We start from the raw sequence: 22,360 nt of genomic DNA on the forward strand, positions 1-22,360 counted from the left end.
GTCGCATCGGGCGCGTTTTGTAGGGAGTCCTTACAACGGGCGCGCAATGCACCGGGCCCGGCGCGTGCGCCGACCCCGGCCTTATCGTGACCGACCGCAGAGACGACACATGGACGCATCCACCGCCATTGCCCACGCCCGCCGGCACAGCCGCTATCTCGACCGCCTGCTCGGTGCCCGACCGGCGCTCACCGACGCGCTGACCGACACCCTCCAGGCGCACGCCAGCGCAGCCATGCTCGAAGACTGGCTCACTCAGACGCCGTTCGAGCCGGATGACGAAGCGGGCATCAAGCGCGCGCTGCGCCTCCTGCGTGCCCGCACGATGGCCCATCTGATCGTGCGCGATCTGGCGGGCCTGGCCGACCTCGACGAAGTGACCGAGGGCATGACGCTGCTGGCCGAGCTGACGGTGCGCGTGGCGGCCGATCAGGCGCGCATCCCGCTCGTTGCGCGTTTCGGCGAGCCGCGCGGCGAATCGGAAGACGGCAGCCCCGGTGCGGTTCAGCCCTTCATCTGCATCGGCATGGGCAAACTGGGCGGGCGCGAGCTGAACGTCAGTTCCGACGTGGATTTCATCTTCGTCTATCCGGAAAGCGGTGAAACCGATGCCGATACGCCCAACGGGCTCGGCAAGCACATCGACAATTTCGATTTCTTCACACGGCTGAGCCGCAAGGTGATCGAACTGTTGTCCGAAGTGACCGCCGACGGCTTCGTGTTCCGGGTCGACATGCGGCTGCGCCCGAACGGCGACAGCGGCCCGCTGGCGGTCAGTTTCGACATGCTCGAGAACTACTTCTTCACGCAGGGACGTGAATGGGAGCGCTACGCGTGGATCAAGGCGCGCGCGCTGACCGGCAGCCGGCACGACGAGCTGGAGTCGCTGCGCAAGCCATTCGTGTTCCGCAAATACCTCGATTTCGGCGCCATCAACGCGATGCGCGACCTGCACGCGCAGATCCGCCGCGAAGTGGCGCGGCGCGACATGGCCGACAACGTGAAACTCGGCCCGGGCGGCATCCGCGAGATCGAATTCATCGCCCAGGTTTTCCAGTTGATCCGCGGCGGCCGCGAGAGCGCGCTGCAGATCCGTCCGACCCAGAAGGTGCTCGACCGACTGGCGATGCGCGGCGTGATGACCGAAGAGGCGGTGGACGAACTGCACGCCGCCTATGTGTTCCTGCGCCGGCTGGAACACCGGCTGCAGTATCTCGACGACGCGCAGACGCACAAGCTGCCGGCCGACGCCGCCGACCAGGCGCTGATCGCCAGCGCGATGGGGTTCGGCAACTACGCGGGCCTGCTGACCGAACTCGATGCGCACCGCGGCCGGGTCAGCCGGCATTTCGACGCCGTGTTCGGCGCCCAGGAGTCGGACACTTCCGCGCCGCGCGCGCTGTGGCAGGACGCCGATCAGGGCGACGATTGCCGCAGTGCGCTGGCCACGCTGGGCTTCAGTGAGCCGGACGAGCTGTCGAACCGTCTGGCGGCGTTCAAGTCAGGCAGCCGCTACCGCCAGCTGCCCGACACGTCGCGCAGCCGGGTAGACGCGCTGGTGCCCAAACTGCTCGAGGCATGCCGCGAAACGCCACACCCCACGGCCACCGCACTGCGCGGGCTCGATCTGCTTGAAGCCATCAGCCGACGCGCCGCCTACCTTGCCCTGCTGGCCGAGTTTCCGCAGGCACTCGGCCAGGTGGCGCGCCTCATCGGCGCATCGAGCTGGGCCGCCGGCTATCTGGTGCGCCACCCCATCCTGCTCGACGAACTGCTGGATGCCCGCCTGCTGACTGCGGAACCGGAGTGGCCGGCCTTCGAAGCCGCGTTGCGCGCGCAGCTCGACGAACTGGGCGACGACACCGAACGCCAGATGGACACCATGCGCGATGCGCATCACGCGCAGGTATTCCGCCTGCTGGCGCGCGATCTGGCGGGCGAACTGTCGGTGGAACGGCTGTCCGACCACCTGTCGGCGCTGGCCGACGTGATGCTGCGCGTCACGCTTGACCTGTGCTGGCGCAAGCTCGCACGACGCCATCGCGACACACCTCGCTTCGCGGTCATCAGCTACGGCAAGCTGGGCGGCAAGGAGCTGGGTTACGCGTCCGATCTGGATGTGATCTTCCTGTTCGACGACGATCACGAATCGGCGCCCGAAATCTACGCCCGACTGGCGCAGCGCCTGCTGACCTGGCTGTCCAGCCACACCAGCGCCGGCATCCTGTTCGAAACCGACACCCGTCTGCGGCCGAATGGTGAATCCGGCCTGCTGGTCAGTTCGGTCGAAGCCTTCCGCGACTACCAGCAGAAATCCGCCTGGGTATGGGAGCACCAGGCGCTGACCCGCGCCCGCTTCTCGGCCGGCGACGCCGAGGTTGGTGAACAGTTCGAAGCCATCCGCAACGAGGTTCTGACGCGCGTGCGCGACCTCGCGACGCTGCGTGGCGAGGTGCTCGACATGCGGCGCAAGATGCGCGAAGGCCACGCCAACAAGTCCGACCTGTTCGACATCAAGCACGATCCGGGCGGTCTGATCGACCTCGAATTCGCGGTGCAGTACCTGGTGCTGGCCTACGCATCGCGTTACCCCGAACTGACCGGAAACCTCGGCAACATCGCGCTGCTGCGCATCGCTTCTCAGGTCGGCCTGCTGCCGGCGCTCGACGCGGTCGCCGCAGGCAACGCCTACCGCCGCCTGCGGCACCTGCAGCATGGCCTGCGCCTGAACGACGCGCCGAAGGCACGCGTCGACCCGGCTCAGGTGGTCGTCGAGCGGGCCGCCATCACCGCGGTCTGGACGCGGCTGTTTCCGGATGCCGCGAACTTGACCACTCCGCCCTGACTCAAACGATCATGAACCGATGCCGGAGCACCCGCCATGCCGATTAGCCGCTGGATACTTGTCGCCCTGCTTGCCGTGACGCTGGGCGGATGCGCGACCTCCCCGCCGCGCCCGCCGGCACCGACCACCGACGAGATCGTGCAGATGTCGAAGGACGGACTGACGCCAGCCGAAATCATCCAGCGCATCGACGAAAGCGGCGGCCTGTATGCGCTGAAGGCATCGGAACTGGCCAATCTGCGCGAACAGGGTGTGTCCGACGAGGTGATCGACCACATGCAGCTCACGCTGATCGAAGCCACCCGGGCGCGCGAAGCCATGCGCGAGCGCGAACGCATGTGGATGTTCGGCTACCCCGGCTATCCGGGGTATCCGTGGGGCTACTGGCGGCGACCTTTCTACTGAGTGGAAATACATTGCAGATCTATCTTTAGAATAAAAGATTACTTTTTGAGATAACCATTGCTGGCTAGACTGCGCGCTCCTCAAGGAGTGCTTTGCAGTGAAAATCCGCCACATCGACACCCGCCCGACCGCCGTCGGGCGAGCTCACGAAGCGCTCGGCCTGCCGCCTGTGGAGCAGGTCATCGACCGCGCGCAGGCGCATCCGCTGGTCACCGTCGCCACCTGGCTGATCGGCTTCACGCTGTTCGGCCTCGCCACAGTGCTGCTGGTGCGCGGTCTTCCGGTGAGCGATCCGGCCGCCGCGCTGGCCATCGTCATCGAGGTCGTCACGTCGGAGGAATTCCTCACGGCGGCAGCCGTCGGCTTCATCGCACAGAGCATCGACGGCGCGCTCGGCATGGCCTATGGGATTTCCGCCACCACCTTCCTGCTCGGCACCGGCGCATCGCCCGCAGTGGCCAGCGCCAGCGTCCACATCGCGGAAATCTTCACCACCGGCCTGTCCGGTCTGTCGCACCTGCGGCTGGGCAATGTCGATCGCAAGCTGATGCTGCGTCTGCTGGTGCCCGGCGTGATCGGCGGGGTTCTGGGTGCGCTGGTCGTCACCCAGCTCGACGGCGCGGCGCTCAAGCCCTGGATTTCCGGCTACCTGCTGCTGATGGGCGTCTATGTTCTGACCAAGGCCTGGCGCCATCGGCGAAAGCCTGCGCAGGAACCGAAGCATGTCGCCAAGCTGGCGCTGTTCGGCGGCTTTGTCGATGCAGCAGGCGGCGGCGGCTGGGGCCCGGTGGTCACGACCAGCCTGGTCGGCGCCGGTCAGGACCCGCGACGCACCATCGGTTCGGTGAACTTCGCCGAGTTCTTCATCGCCATCGCCAGTGCAGGCGCCTTCGTGCTGTTCATCGACGCGGCGCCCTGGGCCACCGTCGCCGGGCTGGTCGCCGGCGGCATGTTCGCCGCGCCGCTGGCCGCCTTCCTGTGCCGCGCCCTGCCGGCGCGCGCGCTGCTCGTGCTGGTCGGCCTGCTGATCAGCGCGCTCAGTGCATACAACCTGTGGAAGGCACTCGGATGAGCGCAGTGGCAAGACGAAAGCGTCAATTTGCAAGGGTGGAATCGACGCGTTGAAAGGCGATCGGAGCCAAGATCGCCGAAACAAGGGCCATCCGGGCACCGCGCATCCCGCCACCGGATGAACGACGCGCGATCCGGATCAGACTGCAACACCGAACCAGGATCCGACCAGTGCAGTGAGTGCCATGGCCGCAGCGCCCCAGAAGGTGACGCGCAGCGCCCCCCTCAGCGGCGACGCGCCGCCCACGCGCGCCGCGACCGCACCCAGCAGCATCAGAGAAACCAGTGACGTGACGATCACCACCGTGGTCAGGGTGTCTTCCGCAGCCAGCACGACGGCGAGCAGAGGGATGCCGGCGCCCGCCGCAAAGGCCAGAGCGGATGTCAGTGCGGCCTGCAGCGGACGCGCCTGACCGTCCACCGGAATCCCCAGTTCGTCACGCGCATGCGCCTGCAGCGCGTCACGCTTCATCAGCTGGCGTGCCACTTCGTCTGCAGTCACCGGATCGAGCCCTCGCCCGACGTAGATGGCTGCGAGCTCGCTCATTTCATGGACCGGATCACTTTCCTGTTCGCGACGCTCCTGCTCGATGTCCGCGCGTTCCGTATCCGCCTGCGAATGGACAGACACGTATTCGCCGGCCGCCATCGACATGGCGCCGGCCACCAGTCCGGCCACGCCGGTCAGCAGCACGACCTGCGGCGTCGCGTGCGCGGCCGCCACGCCGGCGATCAGGCTGGCGGTCGACACCACGCCGTCGTTCGCCCCGAGGACCGCGGCGCGCAGCCAGCCGCTGCGGTGACTGCGGTGCATTTCCTTGCGCGAGGCGCGAATCGTCATGGTTCAGTCATCAATAAATGTGCAGAGACCACACGGTATACTTTCCGACCGTCCTGACCGAGTCATTCATGTCCCGTTTCGCCAACATCGCCGCCTATCGCTTCGTACGACTGGACGAGCGCGACGCGCTGCGTACGCGCATCCACGCGGCCGCGCGCACGCGCGGCCTGCTGGGCACGGTGCTGCTGGCGACCGAGGGCATCAATCTCTTTCTCGCCGGCACGACCGACAGTCTGCGCGCCTTTCTTGCAGAACTGGCTGAAGACCCTCGCCTTGCGGGGCTTGACGCGAAATGGAGCTATTCCGACACGGTGCCTTTCAAGCGTCTGCGCGTGCGCCTGAAGAAGGAGATCGTCACCGTTGGCGCGCCTGATTTCGATCCGGCCGAGACGCCGGCGCCCTACCTGCCGCCGGCAGAACTGAAGCGCTGGTACGACGAGGGTCGCCGCTTCGTCATCATCGACACACGCAACCGCTGGGAAGTGGATCAGGGCAGCTTCGACCAGGCACTCGACCCGGGTGTCGACAGCTTCAGCCAGTTCCCGGCAGCGCTTGCGCAGTACGCCGAACTGAAGAACACGCCCATCGTCACCTTCTGCACCGGCGGCATCCGCTGCGAAAAGGCCGCGCCGCTGATGAAGAAGGCCGGCTTCACGCAGGTGTATCAGCTCGAGGGCGGCATCCTGCGCTATTTCGAAGAGGTGGGCGGCGCGCACTGGCACGGCAACTGCGTCGTGTTCGACGACCGCGGCGCACTGAAGCCCGACCTCAGTCCGGCGGGCTGAGCGCGCGGGCGCTGTCCGCAAGAACAGACCTTTAGGCGCCCCTGGCGCCGCGCAGCTTCTTCACGCCCAGCACGACGACCAGCGTAAGTGCGCCGGCGACGATGCCGGTCAGCGCGTCGGCGATGAAGGGCAGCAGCACCCCGGCCACCGTGCCCGCAGACTGCGATACCGTTTCGGTCAGGCGGCCGATTGCGTCGTGCAGCGGCGCAATGCCGTGCGTCAGGATGCCGCCGCCGACCAGAAACATCGCCGCCGTGCCGGCGACCGACAGGAATTTCATCAGCCACGGCGCGGCCGTCAGGATGCCGCGTCCGAACGCACGCAGCGGTGCAGAGCCTGAACGACTGAGGTAAAGCCCGCCGTCGTCCAGCTTCACGATACCCGCCACCAGACCGTACACGCCGACCGTCATGATGGCGGCGATGCCCGCCACCACGGCGACCTGGGTGCCGAATGGCGCATCGGCAACAGTGCCGAGCGTGATCGCGATGATTTCCGCCGACAGGATGAAGTCGGTCCGGATCGCGCCCTTGATCTTGTCCTTTTCCAGCGCGACCAGATCGATGTCTGCATCGGCCAGCGCCGCCAGGTGTTCCTTGCGCTGCGCCACGTCCTCGTCCGGGCTGTGCAGGAACTTGTGCGCCAGTTTTTCGAAGCCTTCGTAACAGAGGAACAGCCCGCCCACCATCAGCAGCGGCGTGACCGCCGCGGGCACGAAAGCACTGATGGCCAGCGCCGCCGGTACGAGAATGAGCTTGTTGCGCATCGAGCCCAGCGCCACCGCCCACACCACAGGCAGTTCGCGATCGGCCTTGACGCCCGCCACCTGCTGCGCGTTCAGCGCCAGATCGTCGCCCAGCACGCCAGCAGTCTTCTTCGCGGCAATCTTGGTCAGTACCGATACATCGTCCAGCACGCTGGCGATGTCGTCGATCAATGCTAGAAGGCTGGCGCCCGCCATATAGATATCCCGTCGAGAAGGTTTGCCGCGCGGATCCGTTCGGCATGAGACGCGCCGCATGCTACCCGAAGACAGGTTCCACCGGCGCCCGAGCATCCTTGTAGGACGGGACCGACAGCCTGTGCGCCGGACGCTGACTGGCCCCCCGCGGCGCCACTCTTAAGCTCTGGTCACGGCTTCATGCCATCCACTTTCGCCACCCGATTGAATACCGACCGGAGAAACCGATGTCCGCAGCCCAACTTCTGATGTGCGCATTGATGCTGATCGCCACCGTTGTGCTGATCGTGACCGGCCCGGACGACGGGCCCGTCGAGCAGGCCGCAGCCGCAGCCAGCGAAAGCCTGTTGTCGCTGACCCGGATCCTGAATCACTGAAGCTGACCGCGAAACCGACCATCATGAAACAGACCGCCAGAAAAATCGCCGGTACCGCCGGCCTGATCAGTTGTTGCTTCATGCTCGCCGCGTGCGATCCGCAATCCACTTTCCCGATCGGCCCGCAATCCGGCGCCGCGGAGCCGGAAAAGCAGGAACGAGCAGCAACGGCCACCCGGAAATCGGATGAACCCCGAACGGTCGCTGCAACGCCGGCGCCGGCCATACGCGCCGATCTGGGCGACGTGATCGCAGTGGAGCCCATCGTGGCCGAAGGTGAAGCCAGCGGTGTCGGCGCAGCAGTGGGCGGTGTCGTGGGTGGCCTGCTCGGCAACCAGATCGGCAGCGGCAGCGGCCGCAAGGTCGCCACGGCCGTCGGCGCAGTCGGTGGTGCAGTCGCCGGCCACACGATCGAAAAGAACCGCAACGAACATGTAACCGGCTGTCGCGTCAGCGTGCGCATGGATTCCGGCGAGCAGCGCAGCTTCACCGAAAGCGCCGATACCGCTGTGCGCGCCGGAGACCGGGTGCGCGTGATCGACGGCAGCCTGCAGCGCACCTGACGTCTGCATCCGGCGTCTGCATCCGGCGTGAATTCGCAGGCGCCCCGGAGGTCACTCCTCGCGCCAGCCCGGTACCGACCAGCCGGTCAGCACCGCCAGCAGGCGCAGACCGGCTATCAGCACCACTGCGACGCCGAGCGACACCAGCGGCGTGACGGCGAGCGCATTCATGCCAAGATAGGCCCAGGCGCCGACGAAGGCGCACAGCGCGTACGGACGGTGGTCGCGGAACACGTAAGGCACTTCGTTGCAGATCACGTCCCGCATGACGCCGCCGAATACGCCGGTGATGACGCCCATCATCGCCGACACGAAAACCGGCATGCCCGCCTCGTAAGCCAGGCCGACGCCGGTCACCGTGAACAGGCCCAATCCGAGCGCGTCCGGAATCAGGATGGCGCGTTCGGTGAAGTGGTGGTGGCGCGCGCGCAGCCAGGGCACGGCCGCCAGCGACAGCAGAAAGATCAACCACACATGGGCCTGATGTTCGACCCAGAAGAAGGGTCGGCGGTCGAGCAGCACGTCACGCACCGTCCCGCCGCCGAACGCCGTGATGAAGGCAACCGCGAACACCCCGACCACGTCCATTCGACGGCGCGCCGCTTCGATGAAACCGGACAGGGCAAACGCGAGGGTGGCCGCGAATTCGATCGCGGCGATCAGGAGCTGGAATCTGGGCATCGCGCGATTCTAGGGTCTGTCGCCATTGGATGGCGGGCCGCGCGCGCCCCGCCTTCGCCGGGCGCAGGGCGCGGGCGGGTCCGGAAGTCCTGGATCGCACGCGCCGCCTTCAGTCAGCAGATACGTTCCCACAGGCTGGTTTCGTCACCCAGGCGCTCGAACTCCACGCCGTTGAAATCGCCGCGCGACACCACGCCGAGAATGCGCCCGTCCTCGACCACCGGCAGGTGGCGGTAGCCGCCGTCACTCATCGCGCGCAACGCGTCGAGCGAGGTTTCGGCCGGACCGATGGTGCGCGGATCGGGGGTCATTGCAACCGCAAGCCGGGTGTCCGGTCCGTCATGGCCCTCGGCCAGGATGCGCACGGCATCGCGACCGGTGAAGATGCCGCCCAGCGTGCCCTGATCGTTGACGACCAGCACGGCACCGACGCGGCGCTCCCACATGCGGCGGCAGGCGTCGCCAACCGTCTCACCGGTGGTCAGCAACAGAGGATCCTGATCCTTGATGACAAGTCCGATGCAACGCTTTTTCATGTCTGCTCCCGCTTCAGTCGGAACCCATGCTCCGTAACCGAACAATAGTCCGGACTATGTTCCATTTCTTGAGCCTGATCAGCTTCCGGCCCTGCCGGGTGCCGGGTCGGCTAAGCTCTCGCCCGCCCGTCAGCTCGTTCACATCATGAGTTCCACCGAAGCCTCCCCGTCATCCCGCCTGGGCGGCTACCTCGCCGCCGCCGGCACCGTCGCGATCTGGACCGGCTTCATCCTCGTGTCACGCATGGGTGGAAAAAGTGCGCTGACGCCCTACGACACGCTGGCGCTGCGGCTGGGCACGGCCGCCCTGCTCCTGCTGCCGTTCGCGCCCAGCCTGCCGCGCGGCGCCTGGCGCGACGGCCGGCTGTGGGTGCTGGCAATGATGGGTGGCCTGCTCTACGGCGTGCTCGCCTTCGCGGCGTTCAAGTTCGCCCCGGCCGCGCACGGCGCCATCCTGCTGCCCGGCATGCAGCCCTTCCTGATCGCAGCCGTCGCCTGGGCAATCAGCGGCGCGCGGCCCGGCGGCGCCAGCGTCGCCGGGCTGGTATTCATCGCGGTGGGCATCGCCTGCGTGGCGCGACACGAACTGGTCGGCCACGGCAGCTGGACAGCCGAACTGCTGATCGGCGACGCACTGCTGCTCGGCAGTTCGCTCGCTTGGGCCATCTACTCGGTACTGGCCAGGAAATGGGCCTACGACCCGTGGACGCTGACCCGCTTCGTCGCGCTGGCGTCCGCGCTCGTGTTCCTGCCGGTCTACCTGCTGTGGCTGCCGAAAGCCCTCGACGCCGTACCGCCGTCGATGCTCGCGTTGCAGGGCCTTTACCAGGGCGTGGCCGTGACGATCGTCGCCATGGTGCTGTTCCTGAAGGCGGTGGCGGTACTGGGGGCACAACGCACCGGCGCACTGGTGGCACTGGTGCCTGTGCTGGCCGGCGTGATGGCTGCGCCGCTGCTGGGCGAGGCGCTGTCCGGCTGGCTGATCGCCGGCCTGCTGTTCGTGTCGGCCGGCGCCTTCGTGGCGGTCAGACCCGGTCGCAGAAAGACAAACGGCGCGCCCTGAGGCACGCCGTCGCGGTGGTCAGACGTGCCGGATCAGAACGGGATGTCGTCGTCCATGCCGCCGAAGCCGCCCGAACTGCTCGCCGGGGCAGACTGCGGAGCGGGCTTCTGCGGCGCGCGCGCAGCGGGCGCCTGGCGCGGCGACTGATCGAAATCGTCGCCCCCGCCGCTGCCGCCGGCGCCGCCGCTGTAGCCTTCGTTGCCGGCACCGCCGCCGCCCATGCCCTGGCGGCTGCCCAGCATCTGCATCTGGTCGGCGCGGATTTCGGTCGTGTAGCGGTCGTTGCCGTCCTTGTCCTGCCACTTGCGGGTGCGCAGGCTGCCTTCGACATACACCGCCGAACCCTTGCGCAGGTACTGACCGGCGATTTCGGCCAGCCGGCCGAAGAAGGCAACGCGGTGCCACTCGGTCATTTCCTTCTTCTCACCGGTCGCCTTGTCCTTCCAGCTGTCAGTCGTCGCGACGGTGATGTTGCAGATCGCATCGCCATTCGGCGCGTAGCGGGTTTCCGGGTCCTTCCCGAGATTGCCGACCAGAATGACCTTGTTCACTGAAGCCATGATTTCTCCCCCGGAGTGTCTTGAACGTGCGCCCCGACGAGGCCCACGGACTGCATGATCAAAACGGCGCTGTGCGCCGCATCTTGCTACGCGTCGGGCAGATTACGCCCTTTGCATAATTTCAGGTACCGGCGACCGGCTGGTCGAGCAGCCTGCGCACGACGTCTTCGTCCCACAGTTCCAGATTGACCTTCAGGAAGGCCATGCGCCGCTCGGCCTCGATGCGCACCTCGCGCAGCCCGGGCAGGTCGTTGATCTGGTCGCGCAGGCGGTCCAGATCGACATGGTCGCCGATCGCGTATTCGCGCAGCGCGACCACCGGCGGCGGCTTCATGCTGCGCGCCCACAGCAGCCACACGACTGCCAGCGCGGTGCAGAACAGATAGACGCCATCTTCGCCGAAGCGCAGCGCAATGGCACCGCCGACCGCGCTGCCGGTAGCCGCGCCGAAGGACTGAGCGGTGTTGAACACGCCCAGCGCGGCACCCTTGGCGTCCGGCGGCGCGATGCGCGACACCAGCGACGGCAGCGTGGCTTCGAGCAGGTTGAACGCCACGAAAAACACGAACAGTCCGCCGATCAGCACCCAGGCGAGGTCGAGATGCAGCAGGAACATCACCTGCGAGGCGATCAGCGTGACGATGGACGCAAGGAAAACGGTCTTCACGCGCGACTTGCGTTCGGCCCAGATGATGGCCGGAATCATGCAGATGAAGCTGGCGATCACGATCGGGAAGTACAGCGTCCAGTGCTCGGCGACCGGCAGGTCCATCACCTGCACGAGGGCGAGCGGCACCATCAGGAACATGGCCATCTGCACCATGTGCACGACGAACATGCCGAAATTGAGGCGCATCAGCTGGCGGTCGCCCAGGACGCGCGCGAACGGTGCGGGCTTCACGACCGGCGCGTGTTCCGGGTCCGGCACGACGAAAAGCAGCAGCGGTATGCCGGCCAGCGCCAGGCCACCGATCAGCAGGAAGATGCCTTCCATGCCGATCCAGCCGTACAGCGCCGGGGCGAGCACCAGCGAGGCCGCGAACACCAGACCGATCGACGTGCCGATGACCGCCATGATCTTGGTGCGATGCTCGTCGCGCACCAGATCGGCCACCAGAGCGGTCGCCGCGGCCGAAATGGCGCCGCTGCCCTGCAGGATGCGGGCGGCGATCATCCAGTTGATGTCGGGCGCCCAGGCGGCCATCGCGCTGCCGGCGGCGTACAGCAGCAGGCCGATCACGATGATGCGCTTGCGGCCGAAGCGGTCCGAGGCGGCGCCGAGCGGAATCTGCATCACGCCCTGCGCCAGACCGAACATGCCGAACGCCAGGCCGACCCAGAAGATGTTGTCGCCGCCCGGCAGTGTGCGTGCGAACACCGCGAACACGGGCAGCACGAGGAACAGCCCCAGCATGCGCAGGGAAATGATGAAGGCCAGCGCAGCCCCCGCGCGCAGTTCCGTGCGGGTCATGCGGTCTTTTGTCGGGGGAGTCATGTGAGGCAGGAAAACGATCAGCCGGGATTCTAGCAAGCCGGCAAGGTCTGGCGCGCCGGACCCGACTCTTTTCTCCGCACGCGACGCCCCTTGCCCCTTGCCCCTTGCCCCTTGCACCTTGCACCTTGCACCTTGAATCTTGAATCTGGATAACCGCCCTCCTCGCCTTTCCCGCCAAAATGGGTTCTCATAGCCGGTTGCATGAAACCGGGCGGGCTGATGGACTGGATACGCATTCGTGGGGCGCGCACCCACAATCTGAAGAACATCAATATAGACATCCCGCGCGACCGGCTGACCGTGATCACCGGGCTGTCGGGCTCCGGCAAGAGCTCGCTCGCGTTCGACACGCTGTACGCCGAAGGCCAGCGCCGCTACGTGGAGTCGCTGTCCGCCTACGCGCGGCAATTCCTGCAGCTGATGGAAAAGCCGGATGTCGACCTGATCGAGGGGCTGTCGCCGGCGATTTCGATCGAACAGAAGGCGACCAGCCACAATCCGCGCTCCACCGTGGGCACGGTGACCGAAATACACGACTACCTGCGCCTGCTGTTCGCACGCGTCGGCACACCGCACTGCCCCGAGCATGGCGCGCCGCTGGCCGCGCAGAGCGTGTCGCAGATGGTCGATGCCGTGCTCGCGATGCCGGAAGAGAGCAAGGTGGCCATCCTTGCGCCGGTGGTGAGCGAGCGCAAGGGCGAACAGGTCGAGCTGATTTCCGAGCTGCGTTCGCGTGGCTTCGTGCGGGTGCGGCTCGACGGCAGGATGATGGACATCGACGCGCTGCCCAAGCTCGACAAGAACATCAAGCACACGATCGACGTCGTCGTCGACCGGCTGAAGGTGCGCCCCGACATGCGCCAGCGCCTCGCCGAATCGATCGAAACCGCGCTGCAGCAGGCCGAAGGCCGCGCCATCGCGCTGGACATGGACAGCGACGCCGAACAGCTGTTTTCGGCCCGCTTCGCCTGCCCGGTGTGCGGCCACAGCGTGTCGGAACTCGAGCCGCGCTTTTTCTCGTTCAACAATCCGGCCGGCGCCTGCACCAGTTGCGACGGGCTGGGCATGGTGACCTTCTTCGACCCGGCGCGCATCGTCGCCCACCCGCACCTGTCGCTCGCCTCCGGCGCCATCCGCGGCTGGGACCGGCGCAACCAGTTCTATTTCCAGCTGCTGTCCAGTCTGGCCGGCTTCTACAAATTCGACATCGACACCCCGTTCGACGAACTGGACGCGGCGCTGCAGGCCATCGTGCTCGACGGTTCGGGCAAGGTGCGCATTCCGTTCCGCTACCTGTCGGAATCGGGCCGAGCGACGATACGCGAGCACGTGTTCGAAGGCGTGGTGCCGAATCTGGAACGGCGCTACCGCGAAACCGATTCGGTCGCCGTGCGCGAAGAGCTGGGCAAGTACCGCAACACCAAGGTGTGCCCGGACTGCAAGGGCACGCGGCTGCGCAGCGACGCCCGCCATGTGAAGGTGGCCGATCACACGCTGCCGGAACTGGCCGGACTGCCGCTGCGCGCCTGCAAGGCCATTTTCGACGGCATGGAACTGGATGGCGCGCGCGCTGCGATCGCCGCCCGCATCATGCGCGAGGTGGCCGCCCGGCTCGGCTTCCTGATCGACGTCGGACTGGATTACCTCAGCCTCGACCGCTCGGCCGAATCGCTGTCCGGCGGCGAGGCGCAGCGCATCCGGCTGGCCAGCCAGATCGGTTCCGGCCTGACCGGCGTCATGTACGTGCTCGACGAGCCGTCGATCGGCCTGCACCAGCGCGACAACGCGCGCCTGCTCGGCACGCTGTCGCGGCTGCGCGACCTCGGCAACACGGTCGTCGTGGTCGAACACGATCAGGAAGCGATCGAAATGGCCGACCACGTGGTCGACATGGGCCCCGGCGCCGGCCAGCACGGTGGCGAGGTGATCGCACAGGGCACGCCGGCCGACATCGAAGCCTGCGAAGCCAGCCTGACCGGCGCCTACCTGTCGGGCCGCAGGCAGATCGCGGTGCCGTCCAGCCGCACGCCGGCGAAGGAGGACTGGCTGCACATCCGCGGCGCACGGGGCAACAACCTGCACGGCACCGACGCGGCGATCCCGGTCGGGCTGCTGACCTGTGTCACCGGCGTATCCGGCTCGGGCAAGTCCACCTTGATCAACGACACGCTGTACGCCGCGGCCGCCCACCATCTGTATGGCTCGGCCGCGCTGCCGGCCGCGCACGATGCGATCGAGGGGCTGGACCTGTTCGACAAGGTGATCAATGTCGACCAGTCACCGATCGGCCGCACGCCGCGCTCCAATCCGGCCACCTACACCGGCCTGCTGACGCCGATCCGCGAACTGTTCGCCGGCGTGCCGGAAGCGCGCTCGCGCGGCTACGGCCCGGGCCGCTTTTCGTTCAACGTGAAGGGCGGCCGCTGCGAAGCCTGCCAGGGCGACGGACTGGTGCGCGTCGAAATGCACTTCCTGCCCGACGTGTTCGTTCCGTGCGACGTGTGCAACGGGCGCCGCTACAACCGCGAAACGCTGGACATCCGCTACAAGGGCAAGACCATCCACGACGTGCTGTCGATGAAGGTGACCGAAGCACGCGACTTCTTCGACGCCGTGCCGACGGTCGCACGCAAGCTGGAAACGCTGTGCGAGGTCGGGCTGGGCTACATCGGCCTCGGCCAGAGTGCGACCACGCTGTCCGGCGGCGAGGCGCAGCGCGTGAAACTGGCGCTGGAACTGTCCAAGCGCGACACCGGCCGCACGCTGTACATCCTCGACGAGCCGACCACCGGCCTGCATTTCCACGACGTGGACATGCTGCTCGGCGTACTCGGCCGCCTGCGCGACGCCGGCAACACCATCGTCGTCATCGAACACAACCTCGACGTGATCAAGACCGCCGACTGGATCATCGATCTCGGCCCGGAAGGCGGTGCCGGCGGCGGACGCATTGTCGCCACCGGCACGCCCGAACAGGTCGCCGCCGAGCCGGCGTCGCACACCGGACGGTATCTGGCGCCACTGCTCGAAAAATCCGCGCCGCGCCAGCCGCGTCCGGCCAGCGACTGAGCGGCCGGGTGGCGTCAGGCGATGCGTTGCGCGGATGCGCGCGGCGTGTTGGGCATCGCTGCGCTCACCCCAACCTACGGGCGCGGGACGATGCGTCGGACGGGGTGGACGTGATCTTGTTGGGCACCGCTGCGCGCACCCGAGCTACGGGGCCGGATGATGCGTAGGTTGGGGTGAGCGCAGCGATGCCCAACGATCGAGCTTCGACCGTGATCGCAACGCGAGCCAGCAAGCCCGGTCCAGCCTTGCTGCGGAGGGATCGTGGCCGGAATCAGTCGATCAGCTTGANGCGATGCCCAACGATCGAGCTTCGACCGTGATCGCAACGCGAGCCAGCAAGCCCGGTCCAGCCTTGCTGCGGAGGGATCGTGGCCGGAATCAGTCGATCAGCTTGAGCTGGCGCGCCGCGTGCATCAGTTCGATGTCGGTCGACACGCCGAGCTTGGACTTGATCTGGTAGTGGATGTTGAACACCGTCTTCACGCTGATGTGCAGCGTGTCGGCGATGTCCTCGCGCGATTTCGCGGCGACCAGCATGCGCAGGATTTCGAATTCGCGGGCGCTCAGCGCAGCCAACGGGTTCTTCGCGCCGCTGCCGGCGCGGCGCAGCGCCGCCAGTTCCGCCTGCACGTCGGGACTCAGCGTCTGCCGGCGGTGATACACGGCGCAGATCGCCTCGACCAGCAGATCCGGCGGCGAGCTCTTGGTGACGTAGCCGAGCGCACCTGATTCCAGCGCCTTTTCGACGAAGGTGGCGTCGCGATGCATGGTGAAGATGAGCACGCGCGCATCGCGGTCGCGCTGCAGGATGTGCTGCAGCGTCTGGATGCCGCTGGCGCCCGGCAGCGTGATGTCCATCACCACGACGTCCGGCGCCAGTTCGACATAAAGCCGGTAAGCCTCTTCGCCTGAGCCGGCTTCGGCTGCGATGGTCAGCGGCGGATGCCGCTCGATCAATCGCCGGTAACCTTCGCGCACCACCGCGTGATCATCGACCAGCAGCACGCTGACCGGTGTGTCCGTCATGCCGCGATTCCCCCATCGGTCAGTTGCCAGGGCACGACGATGTCCACCGCCAACCCCTGCGGTTCGCGCGCCGACCACTGCACGCGACCGCCGAGCGCGATCACCCTTTCCTTCACGCCGATCAGGCCGAAGCCGCCGGATGTGCTCTGCGGCGCCGGCAGGTCGGGCCCGCGCACGACGCCGTCGTCGCTGACATGAAGCCGGATGTCGTCGCTCGCCGCACGTCGTTCCAGTAGCACTTCGACGGCCGTCGCGTCCGAATGCTTGGCCGCATTGGTCAGACATTCCTGCACGATGCGGTAGAGATTGATCGCGATGTCATCCGGCACGTCAGCGAAATCGCCGCTCACGTCGAGCCGGTAACTGCAGCGGCCACGAGCCTGGGCGTCCCACATGCGCACCAGCCTGTCGAGTCCGGCGATCAGCCCGTACTCGTCCAGTCCGACCGGCCGCAGGTCGCGCAGGATGCCGTGCAGCGACTCCATCATGCTGCCGACCGTGCGCAATACCGTCTGTCCGCTGGCGCGCAGCGCAGTCGGCTCGGGTTGCGGCCGCGCGGCTTCGTCCACTACACAGGCCGCCTCGGCACTGATCGACGCCAGGCTCTGCCCGAACTCGTCGTGCAGTTCGCGCGCCAGCCGCCGGCGCTCACCTTCCTGCACGGTGAGCAGCCGCTGCGCCAGCCGCTGCTGTTCCTGCGTCTTCTGTTTCAGATTGCCGGCCATCGCGTTGAACACCGAACCGATGCGGTCGAACTCGTTCAGTTCGAACGCCGGCAGCCTCGCGTCGAGATCGCCACGCTCGAGCTTGCCCAGACCGTCCAGCACCGCCGCCGCCGGTCGCAGCGCACGGCTGATGCTGACGTAGATCAGCACATTGAACGCCAGCAGCGCAAGCACCGCCCACATCAGCAGGCGCGTGATCTCGTTCCAGACGGCCGCGCTTTCGCGATCGGCGTCGACGCGGATGAGCACTTCGCCCATCTTCAACCCTGGCGCACGCCCGACGTCGAGACCGACGCCGTAGGGCTGGTACCACAGCACGCGCCGCCCCACCTTCACGCCGGGCGCTTCGCCGTCGACGACGACCGACTCGGCACCGCGATCGATGCGACGGTTAAGCATGTAGCGGATCAACTCGCTGAACCAGACCGGCGCCTGCGTTGCGTCGCGCGGCGGCGGAGTCTCCTGCTGGCAACTGTTGGCCGACAGAGCACCTTCGAGGTCGAAGTACTGCACACACAGTCGGGTCACTTCGGAAAATTCGGCAAAGCGCGCGAGGTCAGGCTTGCCGATATTCAGTTCCAGTCCGCTCAACTGGCGCGACATCTGGTCGGAAATGAGCCGCGACACCAGGTCGGCGTTGCGCACCGCCTCGGCCTGCAGGCGCGTCGTGGTGCGCCAGATCAGGCCGGCCGACGCCAGCGCGCCGATCGCCACGGCGAGCAGCGTGATGCGCAGCATCAGCGTCAGTTTCAGATTGGAGCCGCGCTTCATCACGGGAGTTTAGCCGCACACACTGCGGGCATCTTGCCCGCGCGACGTCCGACCCTCAGTCCGCACCGGCTCCGGGCAGCCCGAACAGCCGTTGCGCAACACGCGTCGCCGCTGCTTCGAGCCGCGCACGGCAGGCAGCGCGGCCGGCGTCGTCAAGCCAGGCGCTGATGAAGGTGGTGCCGATGCCGGCCACCGGATAGCCGCCGGCATCGCAGATCGGAACGCCCATGCCGCTCGTACTGCGATCCAGCACCATGCCGTCGAACGCACTGTAGCCGTGCGTCAGCGCGAATTCGATCGCCGCCCTGTGGCGGGTTTCGTCGTAGCGCTCGACGCGGTGAAAGCGCGACAGATTGATGCGCACCACCTCCCACACCTCGTCTTCCGGCAGGCGCGACATCATGGCGAGGCAGCTCTGCGTGACGCCGAACGCGGTACGCAGACCGACGTCGCCGCGCCCGACCTGTACCGGCGACCGCGAGTCGTAGCGGCCGATGCACACGCTGTCCAGCCCGCTGCGGATGTTCAGGAACACCACCTGGTCCAGTTCCTCGGCCAGCGCGCTCAGTTCGGTCGCCGCCGCGCGTTCGATCGGCTGGCGGCTGATCGCCGAATAGCCGAGCGCGGCCAGATCGCGGCCGAGGTTGAAGCGCAGCGTCAGCGGGTCGCGCTCGACCCAGCCCATGTCGATCAGCATGTCGAGCACGCGGTGGATGGTCGGGCGCGGCAGGCCGGTGCGCGCGACCAGTTCGGTCAGCAGACTGCCGCGGCGCGAGCCGCGCGCAATCGTCGTCACCAGCAGGCGTGCGCGGTGCAGGCTGCCTGCCGGCACCTCGTCCGCCGCGTTGCGCGGTGTTGAAGCTCGCACGTTCATCCGGTCGCCGGCCTCCGGTCAGTCGGTTCGCAAAGACGATGTCCGGTATGCGGACATTTATGTTCCGCACGCCGCTTGCGGCACGTAAAAGCGAACACTAGCATCGCCCTCACACAACAAGAACCCGAACAACCGGTTTGTCCGTTCATCGGACAGCTTTCCTGATCCAGGAGGAGACATGGCCCCGCTCTACGGCGAGCAGCACCGCGCGCTGCAGGATGAGTTCGACATGCGGCCGCTGGCCGACCGCGTGCAGCAGTTCATCGTGCATCCGGAAATACAGCCCGAACACCGGGGCTTCATCGAGTCGCGCGACTTCTTCTTCCTCACCACCATCGATCACCGCGGCTACCCGACCGTGTCGCACAAGGGCGGCCGCCCCGGCTTCGCCAAGGTGGTCGACGGCACGACGCTGGCCTTCCCGAGCTTCGACGGCAACGGCATGTTCCTTTCGATGGGCAACATCACCGCCAACCCGAAGGTCGGCCTGCTGTTCATCGACTTCGAAACGCCGCATCGCATCCGCCTGCACGGCGACGCCACCGTCAGCCGCGACGACCCGCTGCTGCACGAGAACCTGCCGGCCTTCCACGGCGCGGAGTTCGTCGTGCGCGTGAAACTGGCGGAAATCTTCGTCAATTGCCCGCGCTACATCCACCGCTACCAGCGTGTGGCCAGTGCGCGTCACGTGCCGCAGCCGGGCTGCGAAACACCACCGGCCACATGGAAGCGCATCGACGGGCTGCAGGACGTGCTGCCCGTGCGCGACCGCCACATAGGCGAAGAACACGGGCTGCTCACCCCGGACGAATACGCGGAACGGGTACAGCAGGGCCGCACCTGAATACCGCGGCCGCGGCTGCCTTCCCCTCACGCCTGACCGCATGCAGCCCGCGCGCTGCAGGGACCGGGCTTGTCCATCGCCACGCATCTGCCGTCCGGAGACTGCCATGAAGCCACTCGCCGCCCTCACCTGCGCCAACGTCATCCTCGCCATCGTCATGACCTTCTCGATGCAGTCCTTCACGCTGCCGCTGTGGCCCATGGTGATCGCGTGGGCCGGCTTCTTCCATCTTGGAGGGAGCGCTCACCCGCCCACGGCGCTGGCGGCCGTGCTGGCGCACGCGGTGTTCGGCGTATTCGCCGGCTGGCTGGCGGCGCTGGCCATCCTGTTCAACCCGACCGGACTGTCCGGCACTGTGTGGGTGCCGCTGGTCGTCGGTGCGGCGGTCGGCGTCATGAGCCTGGCCTCCGGCTGGCCGCGGCTCGCGGTGCTGCCGGTCTGCGTCTATGGCTTCGCCGCGAACTGGGCCTACCTGGACGTGCCCGGTCGCCTTGATCCGGCGGTGCTCACTGCGCTGCGTGCCGACAACGTCATCGTCGCGCTGCCGCTGGCACTGCTGATCGGCGGCCTGTTCGGCTGGGCGAACGCGAAGCTGATCGCGCAGCTGAGCGCACCGGCCGCACGACCGCTTCGATAGTCGCTCGATCACGCTGGGCAACTTGCCCGAACCCTCCTGCCTAGACTGCGGCGCTGTCGGTGCATGGGCAGCGCCCCGCCCCCACTTTCGATTCCGCATCCGGGAGACAGCATGATCCGAGAAGAACACCTGCAGGACTGGCGCGAGGCCGCGCTGCGCGTCGAAACCGAAGTCCGCAAGGCCGTGATCGGCCAGGACACCGTGGTGCGGCTGATCAACGTGGCGCTGTTCGCGCGCGGCCACGTGCTGCTTGAAGGCGACGTCGGCGTCGGCAAGACCACGGTGCTGCGTGCCTTTGCGCGCGCCATCGGCGGCGACTTCGAACGCGTCGAAGGCACGGTCGACCTGATGCCGAACGACCTCGTCTATCACACCTACGTCGACGCCGACGGCAAGCCGCGCATCGAACCGGGCCCGCTGCTGCGCCACGGCGAGCGCCTGACGACCTTCTTCTTCAACGAAATCAACCGCGCCCGCCCGCAGGTGCAGTCGCTGCTGCTGCGCGCGATGGCCGAGCGCACGGTGTCGGCCTTCAACCGCGAATACAGCTTTCCGCACATGACGGTGTTCGCCGACCGCAACAAGGTCGAGAAGGAAGAAACCTTCGAACTGGCGTCGGCCGCACGCGACCGCTTCATGTTCGAACTGCGCATGGAAACGCCGCGCGACAAGGCGGTACGCCGCGCGCTGGTGTTCGACACCGCCTTCCACGATGTCGACGCGCTGATCGACCAGGTCGCACCGGGCATCCTCGACTGGCAGTCGCTGAACTCGATGGCGGCGGCGATCCAGCGCAGCGTGAGCGCGAGCGAGGCGCTTGAGCGCTATGTGATGGACCTGTGGGACGCGAGCCAGAATCCGGCCGCCTTCGACGTGCGCATCGACGGCGTCGACATGAAGAAGCTCATCCTGGCCGGCGCCAGTCCGCGCGGCATGAGCGCCCTGCTGCGCGCCGCGCGCGTGGTCGCCTGGATGGACGGTCGCACCCATCTCGTGCCGGACGACGTGCAGGCCATCCTGCCGTCGACGCTGGGCCATCGCGTGTTCTTCACCCCGGTGTACGAAATGCGCCGCGCGCAGATCGCCGACGCACTGGTCGCGCAGATCATCGAGAAGGTCGCCACGCCGCGATGAGCGACGCCGACGAGATGCACGAATTCCATTACCGGCTGCCGCATCGCGCGGCGGGTCCGCGCCCCGGTTCGCACCCGGGCAGCAGCCTGGGCGCCGGTCAGGAATTCGTGTCGCACATGAGTCTGTACGACCGGCCGGACCCGCGCCGGCTCGACCTGCGCGCCAGCCTGCGCAGCACCACCGGCGACTGGCTGGTGCGTGTCAATCGCCAGCGTGTCGGCGTCACCGTGCAAGTGCTGGTGGACGTATCCGCCTCGATGGGCTTCGGCGCCCGCCGGCGCAAGCTCGACGTCGCCGCCGACTTCGTCGAATCGCTGGCACACAGCGCCTCACGTATCGGCGATGCGCTGGGCATGCTGGCCTTCGATCACCGCGAACGCGCCGACCTGTGCGTGCTGGCGACACTGAGCCGCGGGCTGGGCAGCGTGATGGCGGACAGTCTGCGTCAGTGCGAGCCGACCCCCGGCGGCATCGAAGGTCTTGAGGACGCGCTGCAGCAGCTGGCCGGCCGCGAGTCGCTGGTGTTTCTGGTCAGCGATTTCCACTGGCCGCTCGACCGTCTGGGTGCCGCGCTCGACCTGCTGTCGCATGCCTTCGTCGTGCCGGTCATCGTGTGGGACCCGGCCGAAACCGAACCGCCGTCGCACGACGCCATCGCACCGATGCGCGATGCCGAAAGCGGCATCCGCCGCACGTTGTTCCTGCGCCCGAAACTGCGCACGCAATGGCGTGACGCAGTGGCCGCGCGGCGCGCCGAGCTGGACGCCTTCTTCTCCGCACGCGACCTGCGCCCCTTCTTCATCCACGGCGCCTTCGACGCCGAGGCGATGTCCGATTACTTCTTCGAGGCCACCGCATGACGCCCTTGATCCGAGCGTCCCTGATCGCCAGTCTGCTGCTTGCACAAGGCGCGTTCGCGCAGACACCCACCGTTGCAGCGCCGGACGCGGCCAGCGAAGTCAGCCCTGCGCCGCAGGAAGCACCTGCCGCCGACGACGCACCCGAGAACGGCGCCACCGTCCCGGCCGCGCCGGACGCGGCCGCCCCGGCATCCGCTGCGCCAACCCTGCCGCAGGGCGCGCCCGCGCGCGTCGAGC

21 protein-coding genes and 1 pseudogene are annotated in these 22,360 nt (G+C 67.2%); 13 read left to right on the forward strand and 9 right to left on the reverse strand.

Annotated elements, in window-relative coordinates; genetic code table 11:
• The first annotated feature begins 109 nt into the window (after positions 1–109).
• From glnE to NMQ16_RS08345, 3 genes are all read left to right on the forward strand, one after another.
• Complete coding sequence (glnE, locus tag NMQ16_RS08335) at positions 110–2,845, forward strand: bifunctional [glutamate--ammonia ligase]-adenylyl-L-tyrosine phosphorylase/[glutamate--ammonia-ligase] adenylyltransferase (RefSeq protein ID WP_257080104.1); 2,736 nt, start codon at positions 110–112, stop codon at positions 2,843–2,845.
• Positions 2,846–2,881: 36 nt separating this feature from the next.
• Positions 2,882–3,250 (forward strand): YhbY family RNA-binding protein, encoded by a 369-nt coding sequence (locus tag NMQ16_RS08340; protein ID WP_257080105.1) that lies wholly within the window; start codon positions 2,882–2,884, stop codon positions 3,248–3,250.
• Between the two features lie 97 nt (positions 3,251–3,347).
• Positions 3,348–4,322, forward strand: a complete 975-nt coding sequence (locus tag NMQ16_RS08345) for a sulfite exporter TauE/SafE family protein (protein ID WP_257080106.1) — start codon at positions 3,348–3,350, stop codon at positions 4,320–4,322.
• A gap of 138 nt (positions 4,323–4,460) precedes the next feature.
• Here NMQ16_RS08345 and NMQ16_RS08350 read toward each other — a convergent pair whose 3' ends face one another.
• Positions 4,461–5,162, reverse strand: coding sequence for a VIT family protein (locus tag NMQ16_RS08350; protein WP_257080107.1), 702 nt, complete (start codon positions 5,160–5,162; stop codon positions 4,461–4,463).
• A gap of 68 nt (positions 5,163–5,230) precedes the next feature.
• Here NMQ16_RS08350 and NMQ16_RS08355 point away from each other — a divergent pair, with 68 nt between their 5' ends.
• A complete protein-coding gene (locus tag NMQ16_RS08355; protein ID WP_257080108.1) occupies positions 5,231–5,947 on the forward strand; it encodes a rhodanese domain-containing protein in 717 nt (238 codons plus the stop codon).
• A gap of 31 nt (positions 5,948–5,978) precedes the next feature.
• Here NMQ16_RS08355 and NMQ16_RS08360 read toward each other — a convergent pair whose 3' ends face one another.
• Positions 5,979–6,908, reverse strand: a complete 930-nt coding sequence (locus tag NMQ16_RS08360; RefSeq protein ID WP_257080109.1) for a DUF808 domain-containing protein — start codon at positions 6,906–6,908, stop codon at positions 5,979–5,981.
• Between the two features lie 227 nt (positions 6,909–7,135).
• On the opposite strand from NMQ16_RS08360, the gene NMQ16_RS08365 reads away from it, so the two are divergent.
• Positions 7,136–7,285 (forward strand): hypothetical protein, encoded by a 150-nt coding sequence (locus tag NMQ16_RS08365; RefSeq protein WP_257080110.1) that lies wholly within the window; start codon positions 7,136–7,138, stop codon positions 7,283–7,285.
• A gap of 23 nt (positions 7,286–7,308) precedes the next feature.
• Entirely contained in the window at positions 7,309–7,848 is a 540-nt protein-coding gene (locus tag NMQ16_RS08370; RefSeq protein WP_257080111.1) for a glycine zipper 2TM domain-containing protein, read from the forward strand.
• Between the two features lie 51 nt (positions 7,849–7,899).
• Here the strand turns inward: NMQ16_RS08370 and NMQ16_RS08375 are convergent, their stop codons facing one another.
• Positions 7,900–8,529 carry a trimeric intracellular cation channel family protein gene (locus NMQ16_RS08375; protein ID WP_257080112.1) on the reverse strand — a complete coding sequence of 210 codons (630 nt, stop codon included), beginning with the start codon at positions 8,527–8,529 and terminating at the stop codon, positions 7,900–7,902.
• Positions 8,530–8,642: 113 nt separating this feature from the next.
• Positions 8,643–9,065 carry a cyclic nucleotide-binding/CBS domain-containing protein gene (locus tag NMQ16_RS08380; RefSeq protein WP_257080113.1) on the reverse strand — a complete coding sequence of 141 codons (423 nt, stop codon included), beginning with the start codon at positions 9,063–9,065 and terminating at the stop codon, positions 8,643–8,645.
• Positions 9,066–9,210: 145 nt separating this feature from the next.
• Between NMQ16_RS08380 and NMQ16_RS08385 the strand changes: the two genes are divergently transcribed.
• Positions 9,211–10,128 carry a DMT family transporter gene (locus NMQ16_RS08385; RefSeq protein ID WP_257080114.1) on the forward strand — a complete coding sequence of 306 codons (918 nt, stop codon included), beginning with the start codon at positions 9,211–9,213 and terminating at the stop codon, positions 10,126–10,128.
• A 32-nt stretch (positions 10,129–10,160) separates the two neighbouring features.
• Here NMQ16_RS08385 and ssb read toward each other — a convergent pair whose 3' ends face one another.
• Together ssb and NMQ16_RS08395 are read right to left on the reverse strand one after the other, a co-directional pair.
• A complete protein-coding gene (gene ssb / locus NMQ16_RS08390; protein WP_257080115.1) occupies positions 10,161–10,688 on the reverse strand; it encodes a single-stranded DNA-binding protein in 528 nt (175 codons plus the stop codon).
• Positions 10,689–10,809: 121 nt separating this feature from the next.
• Positions 10,810–12,159: an MFS transporter gene (locus NMQ16_RS08395; protein ID WP_257080116.1), complete on the reverse strand. Its 1,350-nt coding sequence runs from the start codon at positions 12,157–12,159 to the stop codon at positions 10,810–10,812.
• 243 nt (positions 12,160–12,402) lie between these two features.
• On the opposite strand from NMQ16_RS08395, the gene uvrA reads away from it, so the two are divergent.
• Positions 12,403–15,252 (forward strand): excinuclease ABC subunit UvrA, encoded by a 2,850-nt coding sequence (uvrA, locus tag NMQ16_RS08400; RefSeq protein ID WP_257080135.1) that lies wholly within the window; start codon positions 12,403–12,405, stop codon positions 15,250–15,252.
• Between the two features lie 378 nt (positions 15,253–15,630).
• Here uvrA and NMQ16_RS08405 read toward each other — a convergent pair whose 3' ends face one another.
• Genes NMQ16_RS08405 through NMQ16_RS08415 form a run of 3 tightly spaced genes read right to left on the reverse strand, consistent with a single transcriptional unit; the run spans position 15,631 to position 18,648 of the window.
• A complete protein-coding gene (locus tag NMQ16_RS08405) occupies positions 15,631–16,278 on the reverse strand; it encodes a response regulator transcription factor (protein ID WP_257080117.1) in 648 nt (215 codons plus the stop codon).
• Positions 16,275–17,774: a sensor histidine kinase gene (locus tag NMQ16_RS08410; RefSeq protein WP_257080118.1), complete on the reverse strand. Its 1,500-nt coding sequence runs from the start codon at positions 17,772–17,774 to the stop codon at positions 16,275–16,277. The genes NMQ16_RS08405 and NMQ16_RS08410 overlap by 4 nt, the downstream gene beginning before the upstream one ends.
• Before the next feature lie 55 nt (positions 17,775–17,829).
• Positions 17,830–18,648: an IclR family transcriptional regulator gene (locus NMQ16_RS08415; RefSeq protein WP_257080119.1), complete on the reverse strand. Its 819-nt coding sequence runs from the start codon at positions 18,646–18,648 to the stop codon at positions 17,830–17,832.
• 178 nt (positions 18,649–18,826) lie between these two features.
• On the opposite strand from NMQ16_RS08415, the gene NMQ16_RS08420 reads away from it, so the two are divergent.
• The 5 genes and pseudogenes from NMQ16_RS08420 to NMQ16_RS08440 all read left to right on the forward strand — a co-directional run.
• Positions 18,827–19,492 carry a pyridoxamine 5'-phosphate oxidase family protein gene (locus NMQ16_RS08420; protein ID WP_257080120.1) on the forward strand — a complete coding sequence of 222 codons (666 nt, stop codon included), beginning with the start codon at positions 18,827–18,829 and terminating at the stop codon, positions 19,490–19,492.
• Positions 19,493–19,598: 106 nt separating this feature from the next.
• Positions 19,599–20,129 (forward strand): DUF1097 domain-containing protein, encoded by a 531-nt coding sequence (locus NMQ16_RS08425; protein ID WP_257080121.1) that lies wholly within the window; start codon positions 19,599–19,601, stop codon positions 20,127–20,129.
• 111 nt (positions 20,130–20,240) lie between these two features.
• Entirely contained in the window at positions 20,241–21,263 is a 1,023-nt protein-coding gene (locus NMQ16_RS08430) for a MoxR family ATPase (protein ID WP_257080122.1), read from the forward strand.
• Positions 21,260–22,123: a DUF58 domain-containing protein gene (locus tag NMQ16_RS08435; RefSeq protein ID WP_257080123.1), complete on the forward strand. Its 864-nt coding sequence runs from the start codon at positions 21,260–21,262 to the stop codon at positions 22,121–22,123. The genes NMQ16_RS08430 and NMQ16_RS08435 overlap by 4 nt, the downstream gene beginning before the upstream one ends.
• Positions 22,120–22,360, forward strand: a pseudogene (locus NMQ16_RS08440) (hypothetical protein); the annotation flags it as partial. The gene NMQ16_RS08435 and the pseudogene NMQ16_RS08440, both read left to right, overlap by 4 nt.

The sequence above is a fragment of the Methyloversatilis sp. XJ19-49 genome, from assembly GCF_024580145.1.
Taxonomy (GTDB): Bacteria; Pseudomonadota; Gammaproteobacteria; order Burkholderiales; family Rhodocyclaceae; genus Methyloversatilis.